The organism is Candidatus Rhodoluna planktonica, from assembly GCF_001854225.1.
Lineage (GTDB): Bacteria > Actinomycetota > Actinomycetes > Actinomycetales > Microbacteriaceae > Rhodoluna > Rhodoluna planktonica.
In genome coordinates this window covers 804277-816228 of record NZ_CP015208.1, presented here as the reverse complement: position 1 = coordinate 816228, position 11952 = coordinate 804277, and the positions used below count along the sequence as shown (strand labels likewise).

At 51.3% G+C, this 11952-nt stretch carries 13 protein-coding genes; 8 read left to right on the top strand and 5 right to left on the bottom strand.

The features are described from left to right. Positions 1-25 precede the first annotated feature (25 nt). The 3 genes from hisD to A4Z71_RS04075 are packed head-to-tail and all read left to right on the top strand — an operon-like array spanning position 26 to position 2867. The gene (gene hisD, locus A4Z71_RS04085; RefSeq protein WP_335582243.1) at positions 26-1372 is read left to right on the top strand and encodes a histidinol dehydrogenase; all 1347 of its coding nucleotides are present in this window, start codon (positions 26-28) and stop codon (positions 1370-1372) included. 4 nt (positions 1373-1376) lie between these two features. Further along, the gene (gene nrdR, locus A4Z71_RS04080; protein ID WP_070954665.1) at positions 1377-1829 is read left to right on the top strand and encodes a transcriptional regulator NrdR; all 453 of its coding nucleotides are present in this window, start codon (positions 1377-1379) and stop codon (positions 1827-1829) included. After that, entirely contained in the window at positions 1830-2867 is a 1038-nt protein-coding gene (locus tag A4Z71_RS04075) for a quinone-dependent dihydroorotate dehydrogenase (protein WP_418219379.1), read from the top strand. 43 nt (positions 2868-2910) lie between these two features. On the opposite strand, the gene A4Z71_RS04070 is transcribed toward A4Z71_RS04075, so the two are convergent. Then, complete coding sequence (locus tag A4Z71_RS04070) at positions 2911-3444, bottom strand: DUF3043 domain-containing protein (RefSeq protein ID WP_070954664.1); 534 nt, start codon at positions 3442-3444, stop codon at positions 2911-2913. 42 nt (positions 3445-3486) lie between these two features. On the opposite strand from A4Z71_RS04070, the gene A4Z71_RS04065 reads away from it, so the two are divergent. The 5 genes from A4Z71_RS04065 (at position 3487) to A4Z71_RS04045 (ending at position 8407) form a co-directional block, all read left to right on the top strand. Continuing rightward, the gene (locus A4Z71_RS04065; protein ID WP_070954663.1) at positions 3487-4887 is read left to right on the top strand and encodes a M20/M25/M40 family metallo-hydrolase; all 1401 of its coding nucleotides are present in this window, start codon (positions 3487-3489) and stop codon (positions 4885-4887) included. A 70-nt stretch (positions 4888-4957) separates the two neighbouring features. Continuing rightward, positions 4958-5299, top strand: a complete 342-nt coding sequence (gene erpA / locus A4Z71_RS04060; RefSeq protein WP_070954662.1) for an iron-sulfur cluster insertion protein ErpA — start codon at positions 4958-4960, stop codon at positions 5297-5299. A gap of 150 nt (positions 5300-5449) precedes the next feature. After that, positions 5450-6307: an aa3-type cytochrome oxidase subunit II gene (ctaC, locus tag A4Z71_RS04055; protein ID WP_070954661.1), complete on the top strand. Its 858-nt coding sequence runs from the start codon at positions 5450-5452 to the stop codon at positions 6305-6307. Positions 6308-6312: 5 nt separating this feature from the next. Beyond that, positions 6313-7977 carry an aa3-type cytochrome oxidase subunit I gene (gene ctaD / locus A4Z71_RS04050; RefSeq protein ID WP_070954660.1) on the top strand — a complete coding sequence of 555 codons (1665 nt, stop codon included), beginning with the start codon at positions 6313-6315 and terminating at the stop codon, positions 7975-7977. 13 nt (positions 7978-7990) lie between these two features. Beyond that, complete coding sequence (locus tag A4Z71_RS04045; protein WP_070954659.1) at positions 7991-8407, top strand: cytochrome c oxidase subunit 4; 417 nt, start codon at positions 7991-7993, stop codon at positions 8405-8407. Positions 8408-8505: 98 nt separating this feature from the next. On the opposite strand, the gene A4Z71_RS04040 is transcribed toward A4Z71_RS04045, so the two are convergent. The 4 genes from A4Z71_RS04040 to qcrA are packed head-to-tail and all read right to left on the bottom strand — an operon-like array spanning position 8506 to position 11933. Beyond that, complete coding sequence (locus tag A4Z71_RS04040; RefSeq protein WP_070954658.1) at positions 8506-8850, bottom strand: TipAS antibiotic-recognition domain-containing protein; 345 nt, start codon at positions 8848-8850, stop codon at positions 8506-8508. Continuing rightward, the gene (locus tag A4Z71_RS04035) at positions 8840-9163 is read right to left on the bottom strand and encodes a hypothetical protein (protein WP_070954657.1); all 324 of its coding nucleotides are present in this window, start codon (positions 9161-9163) and stop codon (positions 8840-8842) included. The genes A4Z71_RS04040 and A4Z71_RS04035 overlap by 11 nt, the downstream gene beginning before the upstream one ends. Positions 9164-9222: 59 nt before the next feature. Next, a complete protein-coding gene (qcrB, locus tag A4Z71_RS04030; RefSeq protein WP_070954656.1) occupies positions 9223-10887 on the bottom strand; it encodes a cytochrome bc1 complex cytochrome b subunit in 1665 nt (554 codons plus the stop codon). Then, positions 10887-11933 (bottom strand): cytochrome bc1 complex Rieske iron-sulfur subunit, encoded by a 1047-nt coding sequence (qcrA, locus tag A4Z71_RS04025; protein WP_070954655.1) that lies wholly within the window; start codon positions 11931-11933, stop codon positions 10887-10889. Before qcrA ends, qcrB begins: the two co-directional genes overlap by 1 nt. Positions 11934-11952: the final 19 nt, after the last annotated feature.

Here is an 11952-nt window from a genome sequence, read left to right as displayed (position 1 = left end):
CGATTGTCTAGTTCAAAGTCTAAACTTGGATGAGACTACCGACGGGAAAATGCCAGCTGCCATGATGCGATTACTTGATTTGCGCGGAAAAACGCCAACAGAAATCGACATCAACCTCCTGGTGCCGCGAGCTTCACTTGATATTTCGAAGGCGGTAGATCAAATCCTGCCGCTGCTGGCCGCGGTTAAAGCTAATGGCTCAACCGAACTAATCAGAGTGAGTCAAGAGCGCGACGGCATCGATCCGCGCCCCATCCGAGTTGAAAAAAATGAGCTGCACCAGGCTTTGCAGCAAATCTCACCGGATCTTCGCAAGGCAATTGAAACCGCAATCGCCAGGGTTCGCAAATTCAGTGAAGAGACCAAACCCCACAGCATTTCGGTGCAGTTGGGCAAAGGGGCAACTGTTTCACAGCGTTGGCAACCGGTTGATTCAGTTGGTCTCTATGTGCCCGGTGGCAAGGCGGTCTACCCTTCCAGCGTGGTCATGAATGTGGTTCCCGCTCAGGTTGCTGGAGTACCTCGATTGGCAATTGCCACCCCGGGCCAAAAAGAATTCGGCGGTCGTCCACACCCATCGGTCCTAGCAACTGCCGAGCTGCTTGGCGTCGACGAAATTTACTGCATGGGTGGGCCAGCCGCAATCGCTGCATTCGCTTACGGATTGCCCGACGTCCCGCTGGAGCCGGTACGAATGGTCACCGGACCGGGAAACATTTTTGTAGCCGCTGCGAAACGTGCACTACGAGGAACTATCGGCATCGATAGCGAAGCCGGAACTACAGAAATCTTGATTGTCGCCGATTCATCGTCAGACCCTCGACTGATTGCTTACGACCTAATCAGCCAAGCCGAACACGACGAGGCGGCAGCTTCGGTGCTGATTACAGACTCGCTTGAAATTGCCGAAGCCGTTGGCCGGGCCGTAACTGAGCTGGCACCAATTACTGCCAATTCGGCTCGAGTATTGAGCGCACTGAATGGACAACAGTCGGCCATCGTGGTGGTCGACAGCTTAGAGCTTGCCCTAGATCTAGCCAGCGAGTACTCGACCGAACATCTGGAAATACACACCGCTGACGATCAGAAATCGCTTGAAAAGATTTCCAATGCTGGTGCTATCTTCTTGGGTAAAAGTTCACCGGTTAGCTTGGGAGACTACATGGCGGGTTCGAACCACGTTTTGCCAACGGGTCAGCAAGCCAAGTTTGGGTCGGGGCTCTCAGTTTTCTCATTCTTGCGCGCCCAGCAGGTAATTGACTACAACGAAGCTGCTTTGGCAGAGGTGGCAAATCAGGTCGATCTTTTTGCTCGTACCGAAGGTTTGCCCGCTCACGGTGAAGCCATCCTGGCCAGATTAAATCGGAGTTAGTGAAATGTACTGTCCCTTCTGCCGATTCCCAGACTCTCGGGTTACCGACTCAAGAACCTCTGACGATGGATCATCAATTCGCCGTCGACGCCAGTGCCCCGAGTGTGGCATGCGTTTCAGCACCACCGAGACTGCAAGTTTGACTGTGGTGAAGCGAAGTGGCGTCATCGAAGCTTTCAGCCGAGACAAAATTGTCAGCGGCGTGCGCAAAGCTTGCCAGGGACGCCCGGTTTCTGAGGCTGATTTAGCGATGCTGGCTCAAAAAGTTGAAGAGACGGTGCGTTCATCGGGTGCCTCACAGATTGAAGCGCACGATATCGGCCTCGCCATTTTAGAGCCGCTGCGTTTACTAGATGAGGTAGCCTTCATGCGCTTCGCCAGTGTCTATCAAGGTTGGGAATCTTTGGAAGATTTTGAAACTGCGATTTCTAAGCTGCGTTCGAATCGAGAACACTAAGTGTCGCTGTACTCTTTCATCTTTAACATTTTCTTCAGGCGACTTGATGCCGAATTCGCGCACCACATTGGCATGTTTGCTATTCGCGCGGCTTACCGGTTGCGCATCACCAAACTGGCAAAAATAGACAGACGAGTAGAAAACGTTTCTGTCCTGGGTCTAAATTTTCCCGGTGTTTTTGGTTTGGCCGCCGGATTTGATAAAAATGCGGTCGCTGTCAGAGCGCTAGGCGAACTCGGCTTCTCACACGTCGAAATTGGTACCGTTACTGCTCTGGCGCAACCGGGAAACGAAAAGCCACGGTTATTTCGCCTAGTTGCCGATAGCGCCCTGATCAATCGGATGGGTTTCAATAACCAAGGCGCCGAGATAGTGTCCCATCGCTTGCAAAAATTGCGCAATACCGGTCAAAAGTTGCCGATCATTGGCGTAAATATTGGCAAGAGCAAGGTTGTTGATGTGGCCGACGCCGCTCAAGACTACGCAACTTCGACAAGATTTTTGGCGCCATTTGCCGACTACTTGGCAATCAATGTTTCTTCGCCAAACACGCCAGGTTTGCGTTCACTGCAGTCGGTTTCATCGCTCAGGCCGATTTTGGCAGCGGTGCAAACCGAATTAGCGAAACTTGGTTTGAACCTGCCAGTTTTAGTCAAAATCGCTCCAGATTTAGCGGACGAAGACATCCTCGAGGTGGCCCAGCTAGCTATCGAAATGAAATTGGCAGGCATCATCGCGACCAACACCACAGTTTCGCGCACGGGCCTAAAAACTGACGCCTCCATGATTGAGAAATTTGGCGCAGGTGGTCTCTCCGGTGCACCACTGAAGAGTAGGTCAATTGAAGTTCTAGATCTTCTTGCGCACGCGGTGGGCGGCCGCTTGGCAATCATTTCAGTTGGTGGTGTGGAAACCGCAGACGACGTAACACAGAGACTCTCACGCGGTGCTGACTTAGTTCAGGGTTACACCGGTTTCATCTATCGCGGACCGCTTTGGGCTCGCCAAATAAATCTCGAAGTTTCGGCCAAAAAGTAAAGCGCCCAAGTCGAAACTCGGGCGCTTTGAGTTTTGTTTGAAACTAAATCTTGGTACCGCGCTTGACCTGTGCTTTTGGCAGGCGCATCGGGCGCATCTGAATTGAACGCATTGCGGCATACCATCGGATTCCGCGCTCGAGGTTTTCGACGCCGTATTTTTCTCCAATTCGGCGTGAGGCACCTCGGCCAATGAAGTAAGCGTTGATTCCAACTGCCAGGAACAAGACCCACATGACAATCAAGGTGATTAGCTGAACCAGAAAATCGTCAACAGCTGAGATCAAAATTACGACCATGAGCGAAGGCAAAATCATCTCACCGATGGTGAATTGCGAGTCGACAATGTCGCGCGCCATTCGGCGCTGCGGGCCACGATCTCTAGCGGTCAGGTAGCGCTCGTCGCCATTTGACATGCCCTCTCGGGCCTTACGACGTTCCTCGGCAAGTTTTGCCTTGGCGGCTTTTTTTGCTTCTGGGGATTTGTCGCCAACCAGAGGTCTGCGCTGCGCTGCTTCGCGTTCTTTACGAGTCGGAGTTGGTCTGCCTTTTCCAGCTGTCTTGTTTGGCTCGGTCATCTACATCCTTAAGTTTGCTGCTTCGTCCATAAGATTACCCTTATGCAATCAAACAAAACTGCCGAACTGTCCGCGCTCGTTGAAAAATCCATAACTGCTCGATTCGATGGCTACATGGATCAATTGGCCAGGTTGGTGGCAATTCCTTCAATCGCCTGGGACGCTTTTGACCCGTCAAATTTGACTAAAAGCGCCGAAACCGTTGCGGGGCTGTTTAGAGAATTGAATTTTTTTGACGAGATCGAAATTGTCTCGGCTCCAACCGAAGAATCAGGCCAGGGTGCCCCAGCTATTTTGGCTAGACGCCAAGCGAAAAATGGCAAACCGCAAATCTTGCTTTATGCGCACCACGATGTGCAACCACCTGGGGATTTATCAGTTTGGAACAGTGAACCCTTTGAGCTGAAGATTCTGGGCGATCGGGCCTACGGGCGCGGGGCAGCTGACGATAAGGCCGGAATTCTGGTGCACCTTGGGTCGCTGCAGATCTTGCAAGAATTAAGTGAAATTGACCCCGACTTGGGAATTTCCCTATTTATCGAAGGCGAAGAGGAAGCCGGTTCGCCATCCTTCGAAAATTTCTTGAACTTGAACGCGAAAAAGTTGCAGGCCGACGTCATCATCGTGGCCGATTCGGGAAACTGGACAACCGAGATACCAGCAATGACCACCTCGCTACGTGGTCTAGTAGCACAAACCTTCACCATCAAGACACTCGATCATGCGCTGCATTCGGGCATGTATGGGGGAGTGGTTCCGGATGCCACCATGGCGCTAATCAAGGTGTTGGCCAAGCTTTACAACGAAGATGGCTCGGTGGCTATTGACGGCCTCGAAACTTTCAAAGTTCAACCATTGCCGTATACCACCGAACAATTGCGTGTCGACAGTGGGCTGCTGCCAACCGTTGAACCCCTGAGCAAAGAAGATCATTTGCAGGCACTTTGGGGCGACCCAGCAGTAACCGTTATTGGCATCGACATGCCGAGTGTTGAACTTTCATCGAATACCCTGCAGCCAGCTGTAACTGCAAAGGTAAGTTTGCGCATCGCGCCTGGGCAGAACCCAGAAACTGCGCTGGCTCTACTGCGTGAGCACTTGCTGAAGAGTGCTCCGTTTGGTTCGCAAATCGAATTCGGCGAAAACGAAGCTGGAAACCCCTATTTAGATGATCCGGGTTGGGCTAAAAAAGAGTTTCAAAATGCTCTGCAGCAATCTTTCGGCGTTGAACCGGTTGATATGGGTGTTGGCGGTTCGATTCCGTTCATTGCCAGCTTGAAAAAGATTTTCCCAAGCGCACAAATACTCATAACCGGTGTCGAAGATCCAGATTCCAGAGCGCACAGCCCAAACGAATCACTGCACATTCCTAGTTTCAAGAAAGCCATCCAAGCCCAGTCCCTATTTTTACTCGGGATAAGTCAGACGCACCCGCAGGAATGAAAATCAGCGGCAAAGGGTTAATTTAGAAGGCTCCAAAGTTAGACTTAGAGCAGTAGTTGAAAGGTTCAAAATGTCTCAAACCATCGAATCGGGCGTGACGCTCACCGAACAAGCACAGTCAAAAGTCAGAGCGCTTATCTCGGCTGAAGGTCGCGACGACCTTCGACTGCGAGTAGCTGTCCAGCCAGGTGGCTGCTCGGGTTTGATTTATCAGCTCTACTTCGACGAACAGCTCGAAGAGTCTGATTACATCCGCGACTTTGATGGCGTTGAGGTAGTAGTAGACAAAATGAGCCTGCCATACCTCGACGGTGCCTCAATTGATTTTGAAGACACAATCCAAAAGCAGGGTTTCACTATTGACAACCCGAACGCTGCTGGTTCTTGCGCTTGTGGAGATTCCTTCAACTAGAGCAAAAATTTAATTCTGCTGAAAAACTTCCCGAAATATTCGGGAAGTTTTTCACTTAAATGCGTGTTTTTTGGGCGTTTTTTGACCCTTGGAAGGTTTTACAGAGCGTAGACTTAGAGGCGAAAAGGATTCTTCTTCGAAGGGTTAAGAGTGCTATCTAAGCGTGTCCGAAAGTGGGCCAGCCTTCCGGCTGCAGCCTCACTAATGTTGTTGCTCAGCGGTTGTACAGCTGAAGAGTTATCGCGTGGTTTGCTACCTGGTGAATGGGGAGTGACCAACCACACCGATCGCATCACCGGACTGTGGACCACATCCTGGACTGTGCTCTGGGGCGTTGGAATTGTTGCTTGGGGCCTCATGTTCTGGGCAATCATTGTCTACCGACGTCGTCGCGGTGAAACCGGGCTTCCAGTTCAATTGCGCTACAACAACCCAATCGAAACGCTTTTCACAATCGTGCCAACCATCTTGGTTATCGGTTTCTTTGCCTTTACCGCTCGCGACATGGCAGAAATTGAAAAACCAGTTGCTAATCCAGATGTTCACATCCAGGTAATCGCAAAGCAGTGGAGCTGGGACTTCAACTACGTTGATGACAACGTTTATGAGTCTGGAATTCAGTCGCAGTTTGACGGCGAAGAGGGCTCTGAGGCCGCGCTGCCAACTCTTTACCTTCCAGTGAACCAGTCAGTTCAGCTTGATCTTTCTTCACGCGACGTGATCCACTCTTTCTGGGTGATCGACTTCCTGTACAAGAAAGACATGTTCCCAGCCGACACCAACACCATGTACTTCACACCTCAGGTTGAAGGCACTTACAAGGGCAAGTGTGCCGAGCTTTGTGGCGAATACCACTCAATGATGCTTTTCAACGTAAAGGTTGTTTCGCAAGCTGAGTACGACGCACGCATGAATGCGCTAGCAGAAGCTGGCAACGTCGGACAACTCGACAACACTTATGACCGCAACCAAAACCTACCTGGTGACAACCCAGAGATTCGAGGATAGGGAAGATGGCTACCGCAACCGCAACTAAACCTGCAGCTGGTCAGCGTAAGAAGACCAAAGGTCAGATTCTGGTCGACTGGATCACCACTACCGATCACAAGAAGATCGGCTACCTCTACCTAATTACCTCGTTCCTTTACTTCCTCATCGGTGGAGTAATGGCTCTGGTAATCCGTGCTCAGCTAACCCTGCCTGGCCTTGACATCGTTCAGACCAAAGAGCAGTACAACCAGCTGTTTACCATGCACGGAACCATCATGCTTCTGATGTTTGCAACCCCGCTTTTCGCTGCGTTCGCAAACATCCTGATGCCGGTTCAGATCGGTGCACCAGATGTGGCTTTCCCACGTCTGAACGCCATCGCTTACTGGTTCTATTTCTTTGGCTCGTTCGTGGCCGTGGCAGGCTTTTTCACCCCTCAGGGTGCAGCCAGCTTTGGCTGGTTTGCCTACGCACCGCTTTCAAACACCACATTCTCGCCGGGTCTCGGTGGTGACCTGTGGGTATTTGGTCTTGCTCTCGGAGGTTTCGGAACCATCATGGGTGGTGTCAACTTCATCACCACAATCTTGACTATGCGTGCTCCTGGTATGACCATGTTCCGTCTGCCAATCTTCACCTGGAACACCTTGATCACCTCGATCTTGGTCATCATGTGTTTCCCTCCTCTTGCGGCAGCTCTGTTCGCACTTGGTGCCGACCGTCGTTTCGAAGCACACATTTTTGATCCAGCTAACGGTGGCCCAATGCTGTGGCAGCACCTGTTCTGGTTCTTCGGTCACCCAGAGGTGTACATCTTGGCTCTACCATTCTTCGGAATCATTTCCGAGATCTTCCCGGTATTCAGCCGCAAGCCAATCTTCGGTTACAAGACTTTGGTCTATGCAACCATCGCAATTGCTGCTCTTTCGATGACCGTGTGGGCTCACCACATGTACGTCACCGGTTCAGTTCTGTTGCCATACTTCGCGTTCACTACGATGTTGATTGCTATTCCTACCGGTGTAAAGGTGTTCAACTGGCTTGGAACCATGTGGAAGGGCTCGATTACATTCGAGACCCCAATGCTTTACAGCCTGGGCTTCCTAACCACTTTCATTTTCGGTGGTTTGACCGGTGTGATCTTGGCTTCTCCAGCCCTAGACTTCCACCTTTCAGACAGCTACTTTGTGGTTGCCCACTTCCACTACGTAATCTTTGGAACCGTGGTTTTCGCAATGTTCGCTGGAATCTTCTTCTGGTACCCAAAGATGACTGGAAAGATGCTCAACGAGCGTCTCGGAAAGATTCAGTTCTGGTTGCTCTTCATCGGTTTCCACACCACATTCCTTATCCAGCACTGGCTGGGCATCATCGGTATGCCTCGTCGCTACGCAACCTATTTGCCTGAAGACGGCTTCACCACAATGAACATCGTTTCAACTGTCGGTGCAGCGTTGCTTGCCATTTCGATGATTCCGTTCCTCTGGAACGTTTACATCACAGCACGCAAGGGCGAGCGCACCACTCTAAACGACCCATGGGGTTACGGTCGCTCGCTAGAGTGGGCCACCGAGACTCCATTCCCACGTCACAACTTCACTTCAATGCCTAAGATTCGCTCTGAATCTCCGGCTTTCGATTTGAACCACCCAGAGTATGCCGCCGATGCGGCGCCTGCCAAGAAATAAGAAGGACTAGAAAGTGAAGTTCAACGCAAAGTTATTTTGGGTTCTAACCGTCTTCTATTTCCTAGACGCTGGCGCCTACGCAATCTGGTACGCAAATTCTTACAATGGTGCTTTTGAACCGATCGGAACAGCTGCTTTGGCCATGCTTGGCTTTATGGCACTTTTCCTTGGTTTCTACGTCCAAAAGACTGCTAACACCCAGGGCCCAGTTCCTGAAGACCGACTAGATGCCAACATTGAAGACGGTGACTCAGAGATTGGCTTCTTCGCACCTTGGAGCTGGTGGCCATTCTTCTTGGGTGCCTTCGCCGCTCTTGCCTTTGCCTCGCTAGCTATCGGTTGGTGGTTGATGTTCATCGCCTTCCCATTGGCTTTGGTGGCTCTAATCGGTTTTGTTTTCGAACACAGCCGCGGTCAGTTCGCGCACTAACCTGTTAACAGAAAACCCCTCCTGACGGAGGGGTTTTTCTTTTTAATGCCTATGATGCTGTTGCGCATCGTGAGCGGTTACGGCAATCCACGTTGCTGCTACAGGTTATGGTTGGCCCAGTGGACGATGGCGTCGTAGTGAAACTTTGCCAAGCCTGAAGCTACAGACTCGTACGAATCGCGATATGGCGATGGCAATAGGTAACTAGTGGCCAAAGAAATGTAAGTCTCTCGGTTAGGTTTCCAAAATTGGAGACAAAATTCATAGTGTTGTGCAACCAATTGCTGCACATCAGGATCTGATGGCTCAGACCCGGCCAGCATCTGCAGTTTGAACTCGTTAGTCAGGGCACCAAATTGCTCGGTGAATCGCTGGTTCTCTGCTTTGGTGTAGTTGTTTTGGTAGTAGCTGGAATGATTTCCAGTTAGGTCGCTATCGCGCATGGTTACCACGGCTCAGATTCGCCGATTGCCCATACTGACTAATGACTTCGTAAATCTCTACGCGGTAACCGTCGTACCACTCTGAATTCCTTGATTTGGCTACTTTATGAGTCTCGAACTGCATCAGTTGCTGAAGAGCGGCTTTGGTCTCAAAGTAATAGATGACATTTGTCTGCGCACCATCCGGCGAAACCCACTTAGTTTTACCTAGGTATTCCGGAATCGACTCCGTAAATGCCATTATCTGGTTATCCAGAAGTTCAAAATCTCCCTGGGTGTTATTGGGTTGGAAAATAAAAGACGCGGCAATCATGCCTCTAGCCTAAAAGAAAAGGGCCGGGGGATTAGCCCCGGCCCTCTATTTTTCAAAGGTTACTTCTTTGCTGCAGTCTTCTTTGCAGCAACAGCCTTCTTTGGCTTTTCAGCAACAACCTCATCGTGGTGATCGTGGTGTGCTGCAGCCAATTCGGTTGCGGTGACCGGAGTAATGCGGTCTTCGAAGTAGAAACGCGATAGCGCTGAACGCAGACGTGCTCCGAGAGTGATCTTTCCCTGAGCGTTTGGACGTGCAAGGGTTGGCTGGTAATCCTTGAAATCAACCAGCTTCCACATCTCAAACTCGTCTAGCGGTTCGTGAACTTCGATGAACTCACCGTGAGGCAGTCTGACTACGCGACCGGTTTCACGGCCGTGTAGCACGATTTCGCGGTCTTTGCGCTGCAAGCTTAGGCAGGTGCGCTTGGTGATGATGTAGGCGATGATTGGTCCAACGATTAGCAGGATCTGCAACGAGGTAAGCACGTTGTTTAGAGACATCTTGAAGTTGGTAGCAATCAGGTCGGTACCAGCACCAGCCCAGAGAACTGCGTAGAAAGTCACACCGGCAGCACCGATAGCGGTGCGGGTAGGGGCGTTTCTTGGGCGGTCTAGGACGTGGTGCTCACGCTTGTCCTGAGTTACCCAGGCCTCAATGAATGGGTACAGAGCTACCAAGGCTAGGAAGACAACCAAGACCAAGATCGGTGCCAAGATGTTCCAAGACCAGGTCTGACCAAAGAGCACGTACTCCCAGCCGGTTGGGGCTAGACGAAGTGCACCGTCGGCCCAGCCGATGTACCAGTCAGGCTGGGTACCAGCAGAAACCGGAGATGGGTCGTAACCGCCGTAGTTCCAAACCGGGTTGATGGTGATAGTGGCCGAAACCAACATGATGACACCAAACACGATGAAGAAGAAGCCACCAGCTTTAGCCACGTAAACAGGCATTAGTGGGTAACCGACGACGTTTGCATCGGTGCGACCAGGGCCTGAGTAGTGCGTGTGCTTGTGGATAACCACCATGAAGAGGTGGATGGCGATGAAGACCAAAATTAGCGCAGGAATAAGCAAAATGTGCAGACCGTAAAGTCGCGCAACAATGCTTTCACCCGGGAATTCTCCACCGAACAATAGTGACGAAGTGTAGGCACCAATTACTGGTACGGCCTTTATCATTCCATCGATAATGCGAAGACCGTTGCCCGATAGCAGGTCATCTGGCAATGAGTAACCGGTGAAACCGCCACCCATGCCCAGCACGAATAGAACGACACCAACTAGCCAGTTGATTTCACGAGGCTTGCGGAATGCACCGGTAAAGAAAACGCGCATCATGTGCAAACCAGCAGCTGCTACGAACAATAGCGCTGCCCAGTGGTGCACCTGACGCATCAGCAATCCGCCGCGAACCTCAAACGAGATGTCGAGTGTTGATGCGTATGCCACCGACATTTCAGCGCCCTTGAGCGGACCATAGACACCTTCGTAGGTGACTAGTTCCATCGATGGCTGAAAGAAGAAAGTAAGGAAGGTACCTGACAGCAGCAAGACTAGGAAGCTATACAGCGCCACCTCACCGAGCATGAAGGACCAGTGGTCTGGGAAAACCTTGCGACCGAACTCTTTTAAGATTCCTGCTACGCCGACACGTTCGTCAAGGTAGTTAGCGGTTCCGGCTAGGAAGCCGCCCTTTTTCTGTGTGTTTACTGCGCTAGTCATTAGTTTGCACGCTCCCAGAAACTTGGTCCGACTGGTTCATTGAAATCGCTTTGGGCAATTAGGTAGCCCTCTTCATCAACGGTGATTGGCAGCTGAGGAAGTGGACGAGCGGCTGGGCCGAAAACGACCTTGCAGTGCTCGGTAACATCGAAGGTTGACTGGTGGCATGGGCAGAGTAGGTGGTGCGTGTGCTGCTCATAAAGTGCCACTGGGCAACCAACGTGAGTACAAATCTTGCTGTAAGCAACAATTCCGTCGTAAGACCAGTCTTTGCGGTCCTCAGCTTCTTTGAGATCGGCTGGGTCGAGACGCATCAGCAGAACTGCAGCTTTAGCCTTTTCTTCAAGTTTGTGGTGCTCAAGCTCGTTGAGACCTTCAGGAATTACGTGGAAAACCGAACCTAAGGTTACGTCGGCAGCCTTGATTGGTGTGCCGTATGGGTCGGTTGCTAGACGGGTGCCTTTTTTCCACATGGTGTGACGAAGCGAGTCACCAGGGTTTGGCCCCAAGTCACCGAAAATCATGATTGCTGGCAGCGGGAAGAGTGCCAACGCGCCGTATAGCGAACGGCGGATTAGCTTGCGTCGGGTAAAGCCCGACTCACTGTCAGCCAACTTGATGATTTCAACCGCACGTGCACGAACTTCTTCACTTCCACGAGTGATGTGACGGGCCTCAGAAACTTCGTTGTCTGGCATGAGGGTTTTTGCCCAGTGCACAGCACCGATTCCGATGCCGAGAAGTCCTAGGGTGATACCCAGACCTAAGAAGAAGGTGTTGTTTCGAACAGTGCCCAAATCCTCGGTGAGTGGGAATGAAAAGTAAGCCCAGATAGCAAAAGCGCTGCCGAACACTGAGGTGAAGAAGAAAGCTGCGACCTGTCTAGCTGCCGCATTCTCGTGCTTTTTACTCTTGTCGGTCATGCGAACGCGATGCGGCTCTAGACCTGGGTTCTTGATTGCATCCTTAGCCACAACAGCTAAGCCGCCATCATAGTTGTATTCAGGCTCTTCCGAACCGGCTGAGGCGAGGCTCTTTTCGCTCACTTTTGTACTTCTCCCTTTT

Coding starts and splice junctions, on each gene's coding strand:
- A4Z71_RS04065 (WP_070954663.1), top strand. CDS start 3,487: ATGCAATCAAACAAAACTGCCGAACTGTCCGCGCTCGTTGAAAAATCC.
- nrdR (WP_070954665.1), top strand. CDS start 1,377: ATGTACTGTCCCTTCTGCCGATTCCCAGACTCTCGGGTTACCGACTCA.
- qcrB (WP_070954656.1), bottom strand. CDS start 10,887: ATGACTAGCGCAGTAAACACACAGAAAAAGGGCGGCTTCCTAGCCGGA.
- A4Z71_RS04035 (WP_070954657.1), bottom strand. CDS start 9,163: ATGATTGCCGCGTCTTTTATTTTCCAACCCAATAACACCCAGGGAGAT.
- A4Z71_RS04070 (WP_070954664.1), bottom strand. CDS start 3,444: ATGACCGAGCCAAACAAGACAGCTGGAAAAGGCAGACCAACTCCGACT.
- A4Z71_RS04040 (WP_070954658.1), bottom strand. CDS start 8,850: ATGCGCGATAGCGACCTAACTGGAAATCATTCCAGCTACTACCAAAAC.
- erpA (WP_070954662.1), top strand. CDS start 4,958: ATGTCTCAAACCATCGAATCGGGCGTGACGCTCACCGAACAAGCACAG.
- ctaD (WP_070954660.1), top strand. CDS start 6,313: ATGGCTACCGCAACCGCAACTAAACCTGCAGCTGGTCAGCGTAAGAAG.